Below are 2453 nucleotides of genomic sequence, written 5' to 3' on the forward strand. Positions count from 1 at the left end.
ATCCACTGCAAGCACAAAAGAACAACAAGCAATATTTGTTCTTGTATACCTAAGCTCAGGAACTCTTGTAAGCCTACCTACTAAAGTTAAATTATTAATCATCTATTTCTCCCCATTCATAAAACTTTTAAAACCAAAATAGCAAAAATCACAAACAACTAACATAATAATTAATCTCTTAATAAATAAAGGCACTATAAGCCCTCCACATAATTTTTAAAATCTCCAGAATACTCAATATCATCAAATACCTCCTCTTCCCCATTCCTATTAATAATCTCCATATGAGCAACATCATCTTCAACATCAACCCTACAAATCCTAAAAAAATCAGTATTCAAAAATATAGCAGACTTATCCGAAACTTTAATTTTTAAAAACATATATCCTCCTAATCCAAAAAATCCATTTGCCCATCATCAATCTTGCCAATCCTTATGCACTTATCAGAAAGCTCAATAACAATATTATCTGTATCACTAGCTCCCTTATCAGAAAAAGACTTTTTCAAACTTGATTTGACATTAAAATCAATAACCGGCTTTACAAAAGGCCTTATCTCAAAATCATCACCTTCTCTTGGTATCTTCATCTCATCATTAATAACAGATAAGGAAATTTTTATATTTATATCTCCAGAACCAAATTCCCCATTTAAAATTTTTACCATCACTGCATTAAGATGACTATCACAAGTTGCAAGAAGCTCCTCAAATAAATTTGGATTTAAAATACTAAATCTTTCCATATTTTTCTCCTAACATAATCTCTTTCTCAACTTCAAATAAATAGACCACCCAGTAAAATCATTATAAGTAGCCACTATCCCATTATCTTTATCGGTAATCTTGTAACCCTTATATATCTTCTCCCACCTTTGAGTATCATAAGGATCAAGAGCATACTCTATTAATCTTTTCCTAGAATACTTGTGGTCATTCGTTCTTATATATGGCCTTTCTAAATTTTTACTACAAGACCACCTTCTCCTATAGGTACAGTGCCTAGCCAAATAATTTGCCAAACCCAAAATACCAGTATTCACATCCTCTTGTATTCTTTTACTATTAGCATAACCAATAGTATCTCCAATCTTTTCTCCCTTTTTTCTTTTTCTCCTCCATAAATTTTCTATCTCATCTCTACCCAAGGAACTTTTAATAAGCAAATGATGATGAAACCTAATAGACTCATCTTTACCTTTCTTTTCAGAAGTAACCACTATATACTTAAATTCATCATCTAGTCCCAAAGTTTTTATCCTTCTTCTAATCCTTAGAAAAAAATTAGTCATCTCTTTGTTAGCCTCATCATAAGACCTAGGTAAATATTTATCCTTATAAGTAAGAGTTAAAAATATATCCCCTTCTCCAAAATTTGATTCAGCAAGCCATATAAATTTTCTTCTAGCATTCTTATCATTAAGCTTATCCTGTTTTGGTAGAGATACTTTTTTCTTTTTGCTCCTCTTAGATTTTTTTCTATCAAGTTGATTTTCATTCAAAGAATATAGATCAACTTCCATATATTTTTTTCCACAAACTATTTTCTTTTCCCTAATAAAATTTCTCATATAATAATTCCTCATATATGTCGCAAAAGATAATACCCATTACAAGCACCCAAAGGAAGTTCAAACTTCCTTGAAAAATAGACAAAATCCCTTGCAAAAAGAAAATCCAGAGGTATATTATAAATGAAGATATACACACTGGATGAGGTCAATTGACCTCATTCTTTTTTTGCACAAAATTAACAACTAATATCTATTAAATAAATCTCTCAATATCTCCCTTAAAGATTCCCCTTCTTTTAAGTTCACATAAAACTAAAAAATGCATATCAAAACAATCCTCATTACAACCATTCTTTCTAGGATTAATACCAGACCCAACCCCATTGAAATACTCCCCAAGAGAAATAACATCCTCATCATCTACATTAATTAAATTTTTCATAAACATAACTTGATTTTCAATTTTCATAAACAATCTCCATCTATAATTCTTTTATATTTTTTAATCTAAACCATATATACGAAACCCATCTCGAGCAAAATCGAGAGATCTCTTTCCTTTCCAAAAACTCAAATCGTAGTATAATAACCCTATAAATATATTTCTAAAAAGCCGATTGCAGTCGGCTTATTTTTACGCCAAAAATGCCGTCAAAGAAGTAATAAACATCATCACTATTCCGGAAACCCTTGTAAGCTCATTAGGACCTGCAAGAGCCAAAATCATACACAATCCAACAAGAAAAATCCCTAAAACCCTATCTCTCATCCTTTCCTTTTCAGGCTTAGCAGTAAACTTAACACAAGCATCATCAACCTTTCTTCCATCTAACAATTCAAAAACTTCACTTCTTTTTCTAATTTTTCTAGTTTTTTTATTTTCCATAACTTCCTCCTACAAATTATTTAAAAACTCCCTAATATCACAAGCCCTATA

At 30.7% G+C, this 2453-nt stretch carries 6 protein-coding genes; all 6 read right to left on the reverse strand.

Going from position 1 to position 2453, the window contains the following annotated elements:
- The coding region (locus SOR60_RS09930) for a single-stranded DNA-binding protein (RefSeq protein ID WP_320595856.1) at positions 1 to 102 on the reverse strand (102 nt) is incomplete at its 3' end.
- Between the two features lie 92 nt (positions 103 to 194).
- On the reverse strand, positions 195 to 383 hold the full coding sequence (locus SOR60_RS09935; protein WP_176269902.1) for a hypothetical protein: 189 nt from the start codon (positions 381 to 383) through the stop codon (positions 195 to 197).
- 8 nt (positions 384 to 391) lie between these two features.
- The gene (locus tag SOR60_RS09940) at positions 392 to 748 is read right to left on the reverse strand and encodes a hypothetical protein (RefSeq protein ID WP_176269901.1); all 357 of its coding nucleotides are present in this window, start codon (positions 746 to 748) and stop codon (positions 392 to 394) included.
- Positions 749 to 757: 9 nt separating this feature from the next.
- The gene (locus tag SOR60_RS09945) at positions 758 to 1573 is read right to left on the reverse strand and encodes a rolling circle replication-associated protein (protein ID WP_320595854.1); all 816 of its coding nucleotides are present in this window, start codon (positions 1571 to 1573) and stop codon (positions 758 to 760) included.
- A gap of 196 nt (positions 1574 to 1769) precedes the next feature.
- Positions 1770 to 1985, reverse strand: coding sequence for a hypothetical protein (locus SOR60_RS09950; RefSeq protein ID WP_039914242.1), 216 nt, complete (start codon positions 1983 to 1985; stop codon positions 1770 to 1772).
- A 165-nt stretch (positions 1986 to 2150) separates the two neighbouring features.
- Positions 2151 to 2402 carry a hypothetical protein gene (locus SOR60_RS09955; protein WP_320595855.1) on the reverse strand — a complete coding sequence of 84 codons (252 nt, stop codon included), beginning with the start codon at positions 2400 to 2402 and terminating at the stop codon, positions 2151 to 2153.
- Positions 2403 to 2453 lie beyond the last annotated feature (51 nt).

The sequence above is a fragment of the Anaerococcus porci genome, from assembly GCF_034090325.1.
Taxonomy (GTDB): Bacteria; Bacillota; Clostridia; order Tissierellales; family Peptoniphilaceae; genus Anaerococcus; species Anaerococcus porci.